This window comes from Burkholderia sp. BCC1985, assembly GCF_905339915.1.
In the GTDB taxonomy this organism is placed as follows: Bacteria; Pseudomonadota; Gammaproteobacteria; order Burkholderiales; family Burkholderiaceae; genus Burkholderia.
Window position 1 is genome coordinate 26,522 of sequence record NZ_CAJPGY010000038.1, and the last position, 15,110, is coordinate 41,631.

Here is a 15,110-nt window from a genome sequence, read left to right on the forward strand (position 1 = left end):
TGCCCATCGGGCGCAGGCAGCGGGCAGCATCGGCGCTGCACACCGATCCGGAATGCTTACCTCGCAGGTAATGCCCGGCGCGCGCGGGATTGCCTATCATCTTCGTCATGAACTCGACCGCCACCCTCCAATCGCTGCCCCCGTCCGCCGGCCGCGCATCCGGCATCGGCTCGCTGCTGCGCACCTGGCGTCAACGCCGCCGCCTGAGCCAGATGGCGCTCGCGCTGGAGGCCGAGGTGTCCGCGCGGCACCTGAGCTTCGTCGAATCGGGGCGTGCGCAGCCGAGCCGGGAGATGGTGCTGCATCTCGCCGAGCGCCTCGACGTGCCGCTGCGCGAGCGCAATGCGCTGCTCGTCGCGGCCGGCTATGCGCCGCTGTTTCGCGAGCGGCCGTTCTCCGATCCGCAGCTCGATGCGGCGCGCCAGGCGGTCGAAGCCGTGCTGCGCGGCCACGAGCCCTACCCCGCGCTCGCCGTGGATCGCCACTGGACGCTGCTCGCCGCGAACCGGATGCTCGGCGCGCTGGTCGCGCAGGCCGATCCGGCGCTCCTGCGGCCGCCCGTCAACGTGCTGCGGCTGAGCCTGCATCCTGACGGCCTCGCGCCGCGGATCGTCAACTGGCACGAGTGGCGCGCGCATATCCTGCACCGGCTGCAACGGCAGATCGACGCGAGCGGCGACCGCACGCTGCATGCGCTGCGCGACGAACTCGCGACCTATCCGGCACCGGCCGGCCAGCCCGCCGACACGCAGGCACGCGCCGACTACGCGGACATCGCGGTGCCGCTGCGGCTGCGCACGGCAGCCGGCGAACTGACGTTCTTCAGCACGACGACGGTGTTCGGCACGCCGGTCGACGTCACGCTGTCGGAGCTCGCGATCGAGGCGTTTTTCCCTGCGAATCCAGAGACTGCGGACGCGATGCGCGCGCTGGCGGACGCGTTGCCGGCGCAGTGAGCATCGTCAACGACGCTCGAACGCCAGCTTCACGCCCAACCCGAGCAGGACCGCGCCGCTCACCCGGTGCATGCGGGTCAGGATGCGCGGATTGCGCCGGATCGACGTCGACAGCAGGCCGGCGAACAGCGCGACCGGCCCCTTGACGAGAAACGTCAGGCCGGCAAACGTCGTGCCGAGCACGAACAGCGACAGCATCGGATGCGCGGCGCCCGCGGGGACGAACTGCGGCAGGAACGCGAGATAAAACAGCGCGACCTTCGGATTCGACACGTTGGACAGCGCGCCTTGCGCGAACGTGCGCAACCCGGACGCCGGCGCGTCGCGACCGCTCGCGAGCGTCAGCTCGCCCGACGACCGCAGCAGCGTGATGCCGAGGTACAGCAGATACAGCGCGCCGATCATCTTCAATGCAGTGAACAGCCATTCGGATGCCTGAAGAAGCGCACCCAGCCCGAGCGTCGCGAGCATCGTATGCACGAGCAGCCCGACGCTGACGCCCGCCGCGGTCACGAGGCCCGCCCGCGTGCCGCCGGATAACGTGCGCGACATCACGAGCACCATGTCCTGGCCCGGCGTCAGAATGATCAGAAGGGAAGTGGCCATGAACGGCAACCAGGCTACGTGCGGCATCGGAACTCTCCTGAAAGCGGCGCCAGGCGGGACGGGCGGGAATCGCGCGCGTCCGATGAGCCGGGCAGTCATCGGATTATCGGCAACTTGCCGTGGAGAATGGCTGCGAAGTCGGCTACTTTCGAGGCACGATTTGGCGTTATTCTCCAATATCGACTTCATCGGTAGTCAAAAATGCCAATCAAGCTGGATGCCATCGATCGGCGCATTCTGCGTGCGCTGCAACGGAACTCGAACCAGACGAACGCCGAACTCGCGCAGCAGGCCGGCCTCTCGCCCACGCCCTGCCTGCGCCGCGTTCACCTGCTGGAGGAACAGGGCGTGATCGACGCGTACGTCGCCCTGCTGAACCCGGCGGCCGTCGAGCTGCGGTTCACGGCCTTCGTGCGCGTCACGCTGGAACGCCAGGACAAGACGACCGTCGAGCGCTTCGCGCGCGAGATGGAGCAGGCGCCGGAAGTGCTCGAATGCCATCTGATGGCCGGCAGCTACGACTATCTGCTGCGCGTCATCGCGAAGGATCTCGACGACTATCAGCGCTTTCAGATGGAGACGCTCACGCAGATCGAAGGCGTACGCAACGTCGAAACCGAGATTCCGCTGAAGCGCATCAAGCAGACGGTGCGTCTGCCGATCTAGGCAGGCGAAAAGACAACGGTGTGCGCACCGCTGTCTTCGGATCAGGCGCCAGAACACTACAATGACGTCCGTTCGTACAAGATCCTGAAATGTCGTTCGCCACCCGGGCCACGCCGGCGGCGGCACCCTTCACTTGACGATGCCGGCACGCCCCGGTCTACCGCGGCCATTCCAACAATGATTCCGCTCGGTCGTTCGCCTGTCTCATGATTCCCGCTCCGATTTTCTCCGGCACCTTCTTCATCGTTCTCGGCATTTCGTTTCTGGCGGCCGTCTCAGTCGTGCTCTGGATCGTTGCGCTGGTGCTGTTTCCGCCTGTACGGCGATCGTTTCGTGCATATCGGCGACGCTCCACCGCCATCTTCGCCGCCCTGTGCGTGACGAGCAGCTTCGTCGTCGCGATGGTGGCGATCGGGCTGCAGGCCGAGGCGAACATCAGAAAGGAAGAGGCCGCGAAGCATCCCGCGCTCGTGAAGAGCGAGCGTCTGCTGGGCATCGACATGCCGCCCGGCACGCGGCTGTCGCTCTCGACTGCCGGCGACATGAACTCGATCGAGAAAGCCGAGTTTCCGCACGCGGTCGATGTCTACGGCATTGCGGCCGTCGCGCTGACGGTCGGGACGGAATTCGACGATGAAGCGCCGCGCAACGACCGGGACCTCGCCACCCTCACCGCACTGACGCTCACCACCACCGGGCCCCGGACGATCGATGGTTGGACCTGCGGTTCGAAAGCGCCGCTGAAGATCGTGCTGCGCAACGATGCGCGGAACAGGACGCTCTGGTCATGCCACCTGGCCGACGGCAATCGCGTGGCCGGCGGTGTCGTACCCGCCGGGTCGCGCGTCATGAGAAGCACCACCACCTATGGGGACGGCATGCGCGACAACGACTATTGGGAGATCAGGGTCGCGGAAGACGACGTGTTCGAATTGTCATCGCTACCGCTGCGTCACCCCGAACTGCGACTCGATCGGGAACGCAACGTTCTCGCGTTCGACTACGCGACGCTGGCGCGTGCGGCGAGCGTCGGTAACCTCACCTATCCGGCCGGCACCGAAGTCGCGTTCGGCGTGCGCGGGCTGCGCGAAGACTACCCCGGTGCGTGGCGCTTCAGGACACCCGGGCGCCAGCACGCGGTCGACAAAAACACGGGACCGATCGCCGATGGTGCGTCGGTCGTACAGGCGCCTTCGGGGAAGGTTTACGCGATCTTCCCGGGTCGTACCGACTGAATGCGCTGCGCCATCACCGGCTGGCGGCCGGGTGCGAGCGCAGCGGAATGGTGATTGCACGGTTCGCGCAGAAATGCCGAAGTCCCGCAAGGACGCGGGCGCGGGCGTCGGCTATCGCCGGCAAGCCACACCGAGCGGCATGGCGACGCCGGACGGTTTGCCGACGCTACGTATAAAGCGACGCCTGCGGCAATTCCCCCGTCAGCGCGAACCGGCCGACGTCGCGCAGCCGATAGTCGAGCGGATCGTGCAGCGTATGCGTACGCGCGTTGCGCCAGAAGCGGTCGAGGCCGAGCGATGCGGCCGTCGCACGTGCGCCGCACGTGTCGAACAGCGCCTCGCCGTTCTCGAGCGCCGCGCGCTGCGCGACGATCTTCGCGTCCGACACGGCGAGTGCCACCTCGGCCCGTTCGTCGGCCGTCAGCGCGTCATGCCGCGACCATGCGCGCTGCAACGCGACGGCCGCGCGGTCGGCGAGCGCCGCCGCCGCGACCGCCTGCACGCGCATGTCGCCGAAGCGCTGCAGCGTATAGGGATCGTCGCTCGCCTGCGCGACGCCCGCATTGATCCACGGCCGGCCGTGCTTCAGCACGTAGTCGCGCGCCTCGGCCAGCGCGCCTTCCGCGAGCCCGACGAACAGGTTCGTCAGCACGAGCTGCGACACCAGCGTGCGCAGCGTCGCGCGCGGCGTCGGCGGTGTCTCGGAGCGGTGCAGCACCTCGTCCGGCGCGAGCGTCACGCCGTCGAAGCGCACGCTGCCGCTGTCGGTCTGGCGCTGGCCGATCGGATCCCAGTCCTCGTTGACCGTGATCCCGTCACGATCGGTCGGCACCACGCCGAACACGGCGCGGCCCGTTTCCGGATCGTGCGCGGACACGGTCATCCGCTGCGAGCCGCGCGTGCCCGAACAGAAGCCCTTCACGCCGTCGAGCCGGTAGCCGCCGTCCGGCGTCGCGGTCGCCGCGAGCCGCGTGTCGAGCGGGTTGACCGCATTGCCCCACCACCAGCGATGCTCGACCGTGCCGCGCAGATAGCGTTCGCGCTGCGCCGCGCTGCCCCACACGTCGACGCTCACCACCTGCAGGATCTGGAACCCGACCAGATGCGCGAGCGCGCTGTCGACGCGCGCGATCCGCCGGATCGTGTCGTAGATCGCCGGCCACTCGGCTTCCTGTCCGCCGAATTCGCGCGGCACCGCGAGCGTCAGCAGGCCCGCGTCGGCGAGCCGCTGCTTTTCGTCGGCCGCGTGACCGCCCGCGCGGTCGCGCTCGGCAGCCGTCGCACGCAGCGCGTCGATCGCACGCGCCAGCGCATCGGCGTCGAGCGCGCGTGCGTCGGTTTCCGGCGCCAGCGTCGCCGGGCCGCGGGGATCGTTCATGCGACGGCTTCCTGTGCAACGATTTCGCCCGACAACGGCACCAGCGCGCCGAGCCGGCGACCGGTCAGCCGCGACAGGATCTCGCGCCGCCAGTCGTCGTAGATCGCGCGGTATTCGGCGATATCCGCACCGAACACGTGCGCGGTGTGCGCGTATTCGTCATGCAGATAACCATCGAGCCGCGCCTGGGTTTCCTCGTCGGCCGCGATCACGCGGTCGACCAGCGCGTCGCGCTCGGCGGGCGGCAGCGCGTTCAACGTGTCGAACCACCACTGGACGATCTGCACGCGATGCCACTCCTCGTCCGGACGGATCCGGTTCTCGCCGTGCTCGCGCATCGCGCCGTCGGCGATGCGGCCGGTCTTGCGCTGGATCCACAGCTTCGCGAGGATGTGCAGCTCGTAATGCCATTCGAACGCGAGAAAGCCCGCGACGTCGCGCACCGCGATGTCGCCGATGCGTTCCCAGTGCGCGGCGACGAGCCGCTCGACCTCCGGCAGCGGATCGCGGCCCGTCAGTTCGGTCACGCGCTCGCGCCCGATCACCGCGTGCGCGCCGTCGTCGCCGAGCTGGCGCGACAGGATCAGCTGGAAATGCGGGTCATCGCGAAACAGCGTGTCGATCGCCTTCGCGACGACCTGCACGATGAACAGGTCGTGCGACGCCATCTTCGTGTAGTAGTCGGCGACGGCGGCGAGCTCGTCCGCGCCGTGCGGCTCGCGCGGCGGCGTCGCCAGTTTGTCAGGGAAGCCGGGGCGATGGCGTCGTGCGACGTCCAGAAACAGGGCTTCCTCGAATTGTCCGTTCCATTCGCGCGGCGCGCCGATGGGCAAGGTCATGGGTATCGTTCTCTCAGGGTCTTCAATGAAAAGAGCCGGCGCTCGTGGCGCCGCTCAGGTACGCCGGGTCACGCGTCGGACCAGGCGGTCGCCCGTGATTTGCACGGCCGAAACGAGTGCGATCAGGATCACGATCACGGTCACCATGACGGTGGTGTCGAAACGCTGATAGCCATAACGGATCGCGAGATCGCCGAGCCCGCCCGCGCCGACTGCGCCCGCCATCGCGGTCGAGCCGATCAGCGCGACGACGGTGATCGTGAAACCACCGAGCATGCCGGGCAACGCCTCCGGCAACAGCACGTGCCACACGATGTGGCGGCGTTTTGCGCCCATCGCGAGCGCGGCCTCGATCAGCCCGCGATCGACTTCGCGCAGGCTCACTTCCGCAATCCGCGCGAAGAATGGAATCGCCGCGATCGACAGCGGCACGACGGCCGCCCACACGCCGATCGTCGTGCCGATCAGCACGCGCGTGAACGGCAGCAGCGCGACGAGCAGGATGATGAACGGTGTCGAGCGGAACACGTTGACGAGCGCGCCGAGCACCGCGTTCAGGCCACGCCGCGCGTAAATGCCGCCGGGCGCGGTCGTCACCAGGATCACCGCGAGCGGGATGCCGATCAGCGCGGCGATCGCGGCCGACGCGGCGACCATCGATAGCGTGTCGCGGATCGCGTCGAGCAGTTCGGGCCACCAGAGTTCAAACATAGCCGAGCACCTCCGCATGATTCGCGTGGCGGCGCGCGCGTTCGAGCAATGCGGCGACCGCGCCGCCGCGTGCCGGCGGGTGGCCGGCGTCGTCCGCGCGCGGCGACGCCGCGATCACGAGGCGCCCTTGCGCATGCCCCTGAATGCGCTCGATCCCGCCGTGCAGGAAGCGCACCGAGCCGCCGAGCGCCGCCGCGAGCGCGCCGACGTCCGGCTCGCCGCCGCTTTCGCCCGTATAACGGACGTCCAGCACGACTTGCGCGCCGTCGGGCAGCGCGGCCAGCTCGGGCAACGGCTGCACGCGCGCGGCCAGTTCGGCCGGCAGGTCGTGCACGAGCGTGCTGAGCAGGGCGCGCGTCGCGCCGTGACGCGGATCGCCGAACACGCGCCACACCGGGCCCGTTTCGACGACCTCGCCCTGTTCGATCACCGCGACCGTGTCGCACACCGCGCGGATCACTTCCATCTCGTGCGTGATCAGCACGATCGTCAGTCCGAGGCGGCGGTTGATGTCGGCGAGCAGCGCGAGGATCGATTGCGTCGTCTCGGGGTCGAGCGCCGACGTCGCCTCGTCGCACAGCAGCACCTCCGGGTCGTGCACCAGCGCCCGCGCGATGCCGACGCGCTGCTTCTGGCCGCCCGACAGGCTCGCCGGATACGCGTCGCGTTTCGCGGCCAGCCCGACGAGATCGAGCAGCGCCTCGGCCTTGCGCGTGCGCTCGGCCTTCGGCACGCCGGCGATCTTCAGCGGCAGCGCGACGTTCTCGAACACCGTCTTCGCCGACAGCAGGTTGAAATGCTGGAACACCATGCCGGTGCGACGCCGCAGCGCGACGAGCCCGTCCTCGTCGAGCGCGCCGACGTCGACGCCCTGCACGCGCACGCTGCCCGAACTCGGACGTTCGAGGCCGTTCACGAGCCGCAGCAGCGTCGACTTGCCGGCACCGCTGCGGCCGATGATGCCGAACACCTCGCCGCGCCGCACGTCGAGCGTCACGTCGCGCAGCGCGGCGGCCTGGCCGCGCGGCGTCGCGAACACCTTGCCGACGTGTGCGAACGACACGGCGGCGGCACCGTCGGCCCGCGCGGCCGCCGCGTTACGCGAATCATGCGCGTCATGCACGTCCGCACCCGCACCGGCCCGCACGGCCGATGCCTCGATGAAACCCAGCGTATCGAACAATTGCGTCATCGCTTCGCTCCGTCACGTTCACGCATGCGCGGGATGCTTGGGTTCGGGCGCCGGCACGGCGGCCGGCCGGTGCTGTGCGCCCGTGTGCCACGCGGGCAGCCGCGCGCCGGCGCCGAACAGCTTCTCGCGCAGCGTCGGCGCGGGATCGTAGTCTTCCTTGTAGATGCCGCGGTTCTGCAGCTCGGGCACGACCCAGTCGACGAAATCCTCGAACGACTCGGGCATCACGGTGCGCGTCAGGTTGAAACCGTCGATGCCCGTCTCGTCGATCCACGACTGCAGTTCGTCAGCGACCTGCGACGGCGAGCCGACGATCGGCGCATAGCGGCCGCCGAGCGACATCTGTTCGAGCATCCGGCGCACGGTCCACGTGCCGGTCGTGCTCTTGCGCGAGATCGCGTCGACGGCCGACTGGATCGAGTCGGTCTTCACGTACGAAATCGGCTCGTCGAGGCCGTACTTCGCGAAATCGATGCCGGTCGAGCTCGCGAAATGCGCGAGGCCGGCTTCCGGGCTCGCATAGCGCCGGTATTCGTCGAACTTCTCGCGCGCGAGCCGCTCGGTTTCGGCGGTCACGACGCTCACGCCCGCGAAAATCTTGATCGATGCGGGATCGCGCCCCTGCCGCGCGGCGGCCGCGCGGATGTCGAGCGCCGCCGCGCGCGCCGCGGCCTTGCTCTGCCCGTTCACGAACACGCACTCCGCATGCCGCCCCGCGAACTCGACGCCGCGCGCGGACGAGCCGGCCTGGTACAGCACCGGCGTGCGCTGCAGCGACGGCTCGCTCAGGTGGATCGCGTCGACCGAATAGAACGGCCCGTCGTGCTTCACGCGCCGCACCTTGCCCGGCTGCGCGAACACGCGCGCCTGCGCGTCGCGGATCACCGCGTCGTCGTCCCAGCTCTGTTCCCACAGCTTGTAGACGACGTCCATGTAGTCGTCCGCGCGTTCGTAGCGGTCGTCGTGGCCGATCTGCTGTGCGAGGCCCATCCCGCGCGCGGCGCTGTCGAGATAGCCGGTCACGATGTTCCAGCCGATGCGCCCCTTCGTCAGGTGATCGAGCGTCGACATGCGGCGCGCGAACAGGTAAGGCGGCTCGTAGGTCAGGTTCGCGGTCACGCCGAAGCCGAGATGTTGCGTGACCTGCGCCATCGCGGGCACGAGCAGCAGCGGATCGTTGACGGGCACCTGCACCGATTCGCGCAGCGCGGCGTCCGGGCCGCCGCCGAACACGTCGTACACGCCGACGATGTCCGCGAGAAAGATCCCGTCGAACTTGCCGCGTTCGAGCGTCCTCGCGAGATCGGCCCAGTAGTCCAGATCGGTGTAGTGCGCGGAGCGGTCGCGCGGATGCGTCCACAACCCGTGGTTGATGTGCCCGACGCAGTTCATGTTGAACGCGTTGAGCAGGATCTTCTTGCGGTTCGCCGTCGTCATGTCGCCTCCGTCACCACGCGATCGCGTACAGCGAGCCGAATGCGTTGTCGAGCGCACGGCGCACCGCCGGCGAATGCTGGTAGATCGCGATGAACTTGCGGATGCGCGCGTCGTTCACGCTCTCGGGCCGCACGACCCACTGGATCGCGAAGTTCTTGTTCTCGGTGCCGTCGAACAGCAGCGCGCTGTTCGGGTCGGTCGTGCCGGCGAGCTTGATGAAGCTCGGATAGCCCTGCGCGAGGTCGACGTCGTCGAGCGAGCGCGCGAGCTGCGACGCTTCGAGCGGGATGATCTTCAGGTGCTTCGGGTTGGACACGATGTCGTGCGTCGTCGCGCGGTAGTCGGCGCCCGGCTTCAGCGTGATGAGGCCCGCGCGCTGCAGCAGCAGCAGCCCGCGCCCGCCGTTCACCGGATCGTTCGCGATCGCGACACGCGCGCCGTCCTTCAGCTCGTCGAAGCGCTTCACCTTCTTCGAGTAGAGGCCGATCTTCATGATCGTGCCCGGCGCGATCGACACGAAGTTGTAACCGCCCTGCTTCTTCGCGTTCTCGAGAAACGGGATGTGCTGGAAATAGTTGACGTCGATGTCCTTGTTCGCGAGCGCCGCGTTCGGCGTATTCCAGTCGGTGAACTCGACGATCTTCACGTCGAGGCCCTGCTCCTTCGCCTCCTTCGCGGCAATCTTCAGCGCGTCGATCTGCGGGCTCGTCGAGATGCCGACCTTCAGCGGCGCGGTGTCGGCACGGGCGCCGTTCAGCATCAGGACGCCGAGCAGCGCGGCTGCCAGCAGGCGGGCCACGCGGCCGGAGGAAAAGCGGGCGGAAAAAACGGCATGCAGCATGGGAACCACTCTCCTGTCCAAAGACGGTATCGACGGATGAGCGGCGCCGCGGCGAACGCGCGGGCGTTCTCCGGACAGTCGTCGTCACATCGGAAAAAGATCAGCCGATGATAGAGAGTGGCAGGAAGGCGGTCTACGAAGCGATTGTGCGAAGAAAATCGCGTGCGGCGATATGGCGCCAGGGCGCGCGTCCGATGCGCGGGCGGCCGCCCCGCCGGCCATCGGGCCGAAATCTCGGCCTGCCCGCCGGGCGAATTCCGAAATCTCGGCCAGCCGGGTGTTGCCACCCTTTCCGCAGACGAAACAAAATCCTTATAAATCAATGCCCTAAAAATATTCCGGCAGGCCGGAATGCTTGGCACGGGGGTTGCATTAATAGACGCCACACGATGCCGCGTAGCAATGCGGGCATTCCAAACATCAGGAGACACGTCTTGCAGACCTCAATCCCCACCCAATCCCGTCCGGAGGCACTTGCCGAAGCCGGTCCCGCCACGCGCACACGCTTCTGGCCGGAAGGCTGGTGGAAGCTGATGGAAATCCGCATCGGCATCATCCCGCTGCCGGTCTACGTGATCCTGTTCGGGCTGATCGTCGGCTTCGCGGTGACGGGCAAGGTGCCCGGCGAGATCTCGATGGCGATCGCCGTGCTCGCGTTCTTCGGCTTCACCTGCGCGGAACTCGGCAAGCGCCTGCCGCTCTTGCGCAACATCGGCGCGGCCGCGATCTTCGCGACCTTCGTGCCGTCGGCGCTCACCTACTACCACGTGCTGCCGAAGCCGGTGCTGAACCTCACCGTCGAGTTCACGAAGTCGACCAACTTCCTGTACCTGTTCATCGCGTCGATCATCGTCGGCAGCATCCTGAGCATGGACCGGCGCGTGCTGATCCAGGGCTTCGTGAAGATCTTCATTCCGCTCGCCGCCGGTTCGGTCGCGGCCGCGATCGTCGGCACGGCGGTCGGCACCGCGCTCGGCCTCGGCGCGCGCCACACGCTGCTGTACATCGTCGTGCCGATCATGGCGGGCGGCGTCGGCGAAGGTGCGATTCCGCTGTCGATCGGCTATTCGGAACTGATGCACCTGCCGCAGGGCGAGATGTTCGCGATGGTGCTGCCGCCGGTGATGCTCGGCAGCCTGACCGCGATCATCCTGTCGGGCGCGCTCGACATGCTCGGCAAGCGCCTGCCGCACCTGACCGGCAACGGTCGCCTGCAGGTCGGCGAAAGCGGCGACATGACGCCGGAAAGCGAGGAAATCCGCGGCCACGTCGACGTCACGCACATCGCGGGCGCCGGCATCACGGCGATCACGCTGTACCTCGTCGGCCTGATGGCGCACAAGCTGTTCGGCCTGCCCGCACCGGTCGCGATGCTGTTCCTCGCGGTGCTGGTGAAGCTCGCGCGCGCGGTGTCGCCGCCGCTGCAGGAAGGCGCGTTCGTCGTCTACAAGTTCTTCTCGACCGCCGTCACGTACCCGCTGCTGTTCGCGATCGGCGTCGCGATGACGCCGTGGGACAAGCTGACCGCCGCCTTCACGATCGTCAACGTCGTCACGATCGTGTCGACCGTCGCGACGCTGATGGGCACCGGTTTCGTGGTCGGCCGCCTGCTGAAGATGTACCCTATCGACACCGCAATCGTGAACGCCTGCCACAGCGGGCAAGGCGGCACCGGCGACGTCGCGATCCTGACCGCCGCGAACCGGATGCAGCTGATGCCGTTCGCGCAGATCGCCACGCGCATCGGCGGCGCGATCGTCGTCACCGTGACGCTGATCCTGGTCGCGCACTTCGGATGACGCGCCGCTGCGCGCACCGTCGCGCAGGCTGCTTCGCACGCGCCGCCGCCGGCCTTGCCGGCGCGCGGCGCGCGTCGTTGTGGCGGGGCGTTTGGGACGGCCGGAGTTGCGGACGGCCGGTCTCGGACGGCCGGTCTCGGACGGCCGGTTGCGGACGACCGGTTGCGGACGACCGGTTGCGGGCATCGATGAGGGCGAACGTGCAGAAGAGCTTCAAGGGAATCCCGTGGTGGGGCTGGGCGTCGGCCGCCGTGCTGTATGTCGGCGTGGCGGGCGCGGCGGTCGATTTCGCGTGGGAACGCGCGATCGACGCGCTCGAGGAAACCGGCGCGCACCGGCTCGACCTGTACGCGTCGAGCCTCAAGAGCGAACTCGGCCGCTTCGAGATCCTGCCCGGCCTGGTCGCCCGGCAAGACGGCGTGCGCGCGCTGCTGCGGGCCGCGCCGCAAGACCGGCCCGCGCTCGCGCACACGGTGGACACGTATCTCGAAGCCGTGAACCGCGACGCGGGCAGCGGCGCCGTCGACGTGATCGACCTGCAGGGCGAAGTGATCGCCGCCAGCAACTGGAACGAGACGATCAGCTTCGTCGGCACCAACGTGTCGTACCGGCCGTACTTCAAGGATGCCCTGGCGCACGGCAGCGGCCGCTTCTTCGGGATCGGCACCAACACCGGCGTGCCGGGCGTCTATTTCGCGAGCGCGGTGCGCGACGGTGGCGTGCCGATCGGCGCGGCGGCCGTGAAGATCAGCGTCGACCCGCTCGAATCCGCGTGGCGCGCGCCGGGCGTCGCCGCGATGGTGGTCGACGGCAACGGCGTGGTCGTGATCTCGACCGAGCCGGCGTGGAAGTTCACCGCGCTGCGCCCGATCACCGCGCAGCAGCAGCGCGACATCCAGGCGTCGCGGCAATACGCGGGCCGCACGGTCGACATGCTGCCCTACCGCCACCTCGGCGACCGCAGCGCCGCCGCATGGTTCGGCACGTTCCCCGATCCGCGTCACGCCGGCCGCAGCACGCGCTATCTCGTGATGTCGCGGCCCGCGCCGCAGGCCGGCGATTCGCTGATGGTGCTGCTCGACATCGCCGGCGCGCGGCGCCAGCAGCAGACCGCGTTCGCGTTCGTCACCGGCGCGTTCCTGATCGCCGCGCTGCTGGCCGGCTACGCGATCCAGCGGCGCCGGGCGATCGTCGCGCGGCTGAACGCGCAGGATGCGCTGCGCCGCGCGAACGACCGGCTCGAGCTGACCGTCGCGCAACGCACGGCCGCGCTGACGGCGGCGAACGAGCGGATGCAGCGCGAGATCGTCGAGCGCGAGCGCACCGAGCAGCGGCTGCGCGATTCACAACAGGAAGTCGTGCACGCGGGCAAGCTCGCGGTGCTCGGGCAGATGGCCGCCGGCCTCACGCACGAGCTGAACCAGCCGCTCGTCGCGATCCGCACGCTGTGCGACAACGCGCGCACGTTCTTCGAGCGCGGCCAGCCGGCGCCGGCGTATGCGAATCTCGAACGGATCGGCAAGCTCGTCGACGGCATGGCCGTGCTCACCGGCGAGCTGAAGACCTTCGCGCGCAAACCCGACGTCGAGCGCGTCGCGGTGTCGCTGAACGAGGCCGTCGCGCATGCGCGCCTGATCTACGATGCGCGGATCCGCGACGAAGGCGTGCAGCTCGACGTGAACATCGCGCCCGGCACGACGGTGTCCGCGGAATCGAGCCAGTTGCAGCAGGTGATCGTGAACCTGCTCGGCAACGCGCTCGACGCGGTGCACGACGCGCCGGTGCGGCGCATCGTGATCGAAGCCGCCGGGCCGGACGACGCCGGCCGCGTGCGCTTCTCGGTGGCCGACAGCGGCGCGGGCATCGCGCCCGACGTGCTGCCGCACCTGTTCGAGCCGTTCGTCACGACCAAGCCGCGCGGCCAGGGCCTCGGGCTCGGCCTCGCGATCACGTCGCGCATCGTCGAGGCGTTCGGCGCGAAGATCGCCGCGACGAACCGCGACGAAGGCGGCGCGCAGTTCAGTATCGAATTCGCGGCGGCGACGCCGCAACAGAGGATAGAGCATGGAAGATGAGATTCGCGTGCTGGTCGTCGAGGACGATGAAAACGTCCGGATCGGCGTCGAGCAGGCCGTCGCGCTCGCCGGGTTCCCGGTCGACGCATTCGCGTCGGCCGCCGACGCGCTCACGCACGTCGCGCCCGGCGCCCCCGTCGTGATCGTGTCGGACGTGCGGATGCCCGGCATCGACGGGCTGCAGCTGCTCGAACGCGTGATGGCCGTCGATGCGCAGATTCCGGTCGTGCTGATCAGCGGCCATGCGGACATTTCGACGGCCGTCGGCGCGATGCAGGTCGGCGCGTACGACTTCATCGAGAAGCCGTTTTCGTCGGACGTGATCGCGGGGCGTGTCGCGCGCGCGGTCGAGAAGCGCCGCCTGACGCTCGAGGTGCAGGGGCTGCGCGCGGCGCTGAACAACTGGCAGGGCATTGAGGCGTTCGTGCTCGGCAAGTCGCCCGCGATGGCCGACGTGCGCAAGAAGATCCTGCGCCTCGCCGATACGTCGGTGTCGGTGCTGATCACCGGCGAGACGGGCACCGGCAAGGAACTGATCGCACGCAGCCTGCACGACTTCGGCGGACGGCGCGACGCGCATTTCGTCGCGCTGAATTGCGGCGGCCTGCCCGAGCAGGTGTTCGAGAGCGAGCTGTTCGGCCATGAGGCCGGCGCATTCACCGGCGCGATCAAGAAACGCATCGGCAAGATCGAATGGGCGCACGGCGGCACGCTGTTCCTCGACGAGATCGAGACGATGCCGATTCCGCTGCAGATCAAGATGTTGCGCGTGCTGCAGGAGCGCGTGGTCGAGCGGCTCGGCGCGAACGAGCTGATTCCGGTCGACTGCCGCGTGGTGGCCGCATCGAAGGCCGATCTCGCCGAACTCGCGGCCGACGGACGCTTCCGCGCGGACTTGCTGTATCGGCTCAACGTCGCGCAGATCGAGCTGCCGCCGCTGCGCGAGCGGCGCGAGGACGTGCCGCTGCTGTTCGAGCATTTCGTGCTCGCGGCCGCGCGGCGCTTCGGGCAACCGGCGCCGGTCGTCACGGCTGCGCAGGTGTCCGAACTGATGACGCATGCATGGCCCGGCAACGTGCGCGAATTGCAGAACGTGGCCGATCGCTTCGTGCTCGGGTTGACCGGCGACAGCCTGCTGTCGTCCGGCGGCGCGCCTGCGGCCGGCGGCACGCTTGCCGAGCAGATGGCGTATTTCGAGCGGATGCTGATCGAAGACATGCTGCGGCGTCACAACGGCAACGTGGCGGACGCGAGCGTCGCGCTCGGCATGCCGAAGAAGACGCTTTATCACAAGCTGCGCAACCTGCGGATTCCCGCGCGCGGCGACGCGGCGGCCGACGGTGGCGAATGACGCGAACGAGGATACGCAGAACAG

13 protein-coding genes are annotated in these 15,110 nt (G+C 68.6%); 6 read left to right on the forward strand and 7 right to left on the reverse strand.

The genetic code is table 11. The features are described from left to right. Nucleotides 1–107: 107 nt before the first annotated feature. Nucleotides 108–956 carry a helix-turn-helix transcriptional regulator gene (locus U4Z31_RS28850; protein WP_321812110.1) on the forward strand — a complete coding sequence of 283 codons (849 nt, stop codon included), beginning with the start codon at nt 108–110 and terminating at the stop codon, nt 954–956. Between the two features lie 6 nt (nt 957–962). Here U4Z31_RS28850 and U4Z31_RS28855 read toward each other — a convergent pair whose 3' ends face one another. Next, the gene (locus U4Z31_RS28855) at nt 963–1,589 is read right to left on the reverse strand and encodes a LysE family translocator (protein WP_059528415.1); all 627 of its coding nucleotides are present in this window, start codon (nt 1,587–1,589) and stop codon (nt 963–965) included. 174 nt (nt 1,590–1,763) lie between these two features. On the opposite strand from U4Z31_RS28855, the gene U4Z31_RS28860 reads away from it, so the two are divergent. Both U4Z31_RS28860 and U4Z31_RS28865 read left to right on the forward strand, forming a co-directional pair. Then, complete coding sequence (locus tag U4Z31_RS28860; protein ID WP_044845745.1) at nt 1,764–2,228, forward strand: Lrp/AsnC family transcriptional regulator; 465 nt, start codon at nt 1,764–1,766, stop codon at nt 2,226–2,228. 206 nt (nt 2,229–2,434) lie between these two features. Beyond that, nucleotides 2,435–3,463 (forward strand): hypothetical protein, encoded by a 1,029-nt coding sequence (locus tag U4Z31_RS28865; RefSeq protein ID WP_321812111.1) that lies wholly within the window; start codon nt 2,435–2,437, stop codon nt 3,461–3,463. A 166-nt stretch (nt 3,464–3,629) separates the two neighbouring features. Here the strand turns inward: U4Z31_RS28865 and U4Z31_RS28870 are convergent, their stop codons facing one another. From U4Z31_RS28870 to U4Z31_RS28895, 6 genes are read right to left on the reverse strand one after another with little or no spacing between them, the layout of a single operon-like run. Beyond that, nucleotides 3,630–4,841, reverse strand: coding sequence for an acyl-CoA dehydrogenase family protein (locus U4Z31_RS28870; protein ID WP_321812112.1), 1,212 nt, complete (start codon nt 4,839–4,841; stop codon nt 3,630–3,632). Next, the gene (locus U4Z31_RS28875) at nt 4,838–5,680 is read right to left on the reverse strand and encodes a hypothetical protein (protein WP_321812113.1); all 843 of its coding nucleotides are present in this window, start codon (nt 5,678–5,680) and stop codon (nt 4,838–4,840) included. The genes U4Z31_RS28870 and U4Z31_RS28875 overlap by 4 nt, the downstream gene beginning before the upstream one ends. A gap of 54 nt (nt 5,681–5,734) precedes the next feature. Next, nucleotides 5,735–6,391 (reverse strand): methionine ABC transporter permease, encoded by a 657-nt coding sequence (locus U4Z31_RS28880; RefSeq protein WP_044845749.1) that lies wholly within the window; start codon nt 6,389–6,391, stop codon nt 5,735–5,737. Beyond that, nucleotides 6,384–7,583, reverse strand: a complete 1,200-nt coding sequence (locus U4Z31_RS28885; RefSeq protein WP_321797696.1) for a methionine ABC transporter ATP-binding protein — start codon at nt 7,581–7,583, stop codon at nt 6,384–6,386. Before U4Z31_RS28885 ends, U4Z31_RS28880 begins: the two co-directional genes overlap by 8 nt. Before the next feature lie 18 nt (nt 7,584–7,601). Beyond that, on the reverse strand, nt 7,602–9,020 hold the full coding sequence (locus U4Z31_RS28890) for an LLM class flavin-dependent oxidoreductase (protein WP_124530212.1): 1,419 nt from the start codon (nt 9,018–9,020) through the stop codon (nt 7,602–7,604). 10 nt (nt 9,021–9,030) lie between these two features. Then, a complete protein-coding gene (locus U4Z31_RS28895; RefSeq protein WP_124489343.1) occupies nt 9,031–9,861 on the reverse strand; it encodes a MetQ/NlpA family ABC transporter substrate-binding protein in 831 nt (276 codons plus the stop codon). Nucleotides 9,862–10,295: 434 nt separating this feature from the next. Here U4Z31_RS28895 and U4Z31_RS28900 point away from each other — a divergent pair, with 434 nt between their 5' ends. The 3 genes from U4Z31_RS28900 to U4Z31_RS28910 all read left to right on the forward strand — a co-directional run bounded on the left by U4Z31_RS28900 (nt 10,296) and on the right by U4Z31_RS28910 (nt 15,086). Beyond that, entirely contained in the window at nt 10,296–11,660 is a 1,365-nt protein-coding gene (locus U4Z31_RS28900; RefSeq protein WP_124523783.1) for a 2-hydroxycarboxylate transporter family protein, read from the forward strand. A gap of 188 nt (nt 11,661–11,848) precedes the next feature. Continuing rightward, nucleotides 11,849–13,735 (forward strand): sensor histidine kinase, encoded by a 1,887-nt coding sequence (locus tag U4Z31_RS28905; RefSeq protein ID WP_321812114.1) that lies wholly within the window; start codon nt 11,849–11,851, stop codon nt 13,733–13,735. Continuing rightward, nucleotides 13,725–15,086, forward strand: a complete 1,362-nt coding sequence (locus tag U4Z31_RS28910; RefSeq protein WP_257772660.1) for a sigma-54-dependent transcriptional regulator — start codon at nt 13,725–13,727, stop codon at nt 15,084–15,086. Before U4Z31_RS28905 ends, U4Z31_RS28910 begins: the two co-directional genes overlap by 11 nt. The last annotated feature ends 24 nt before the right edge of the window (nt 15,087–15,110 follow it).